This is a genomic window from Chryseobacterium sp. SIMBA_029 (assembly GCF_046535275.1).
Lineage (GTDB): Bacteria > Bacteroidota > Bacteroidia > Flavobacteriales > Weeksellaceae > Chryseobacterium.
On the sequence record NZ_JAWRXA010000034.1, the window covers coordinates 1 to 715 of the forward strand.

General features: G+C 37.5%; 1 pseudogene. It reads right to left on the reverse strand.

Annotation, left to right across the window (positions count from 1 at the left end):
- Positions 1-715 (reverse strand): annotated as a pseudogene (locus tag SB679_RS23080) (RHS repeat-associated core domain-containing protein); the annotation flags it as partial.

Consider the following 715-nt stretch of genomic DNA (forward strand, 5'->3'; position numbering starts at 1 on the left):
TCAATTCCGTTTTGTGCAAAGGGTGATGCGCTCGGACTTTCATTATTTAAGGCATTGGCAGACACATTATTTAATGCAGTTTGCATCGCTGTTCTTGTCTCTGTATTGGCGAAAAATCCTGTATAGACTATTCTTCCGAGCTGGTCATATTTAGTGAACATCCAGCCTCTTTTTGCAAAGTTATTGGTTGTTGTTCCCAGATTGGCATCTTGAGAAAGTACAATTCGATTTTGCTTATCATACACCATATATTCCCAACCTTTCCCTGGAAGCTTTTTTTCTACAAGTCTGTTGTATTTATCATATTTATACTGATAACACAAAGCGTTAAGTAAGCTTGTTGTTAAAGCAGATGCAGAAGCTTTCGGCGGAATAACAAATGCTATATTATCAAACTCGTTATAGACATAGTATGTATCCAGATTTTCTGTAGTTCCGTTTGGTTTTTTATTGATCTTACGGACTAAGAGAGCCTGTTTTTTAGAATTGATGAATGAATGGGTTTCATTACCATCCTCATCCTTAGTGACCACCTTGTACAACGTATTGGCATTGTAATAACCATTTGTTGTATAAGAATCATCCAATACAGGAGCAATAGATACGTCATTGATCTGTGCAGAAGGGTTCCACGTTGTGACAGCTTTAAACTTTTTAACTTCACCCGCGTCATTGGAAAGATATTCCATCTTCTGGGTATGGCCTCCGTTTTTCT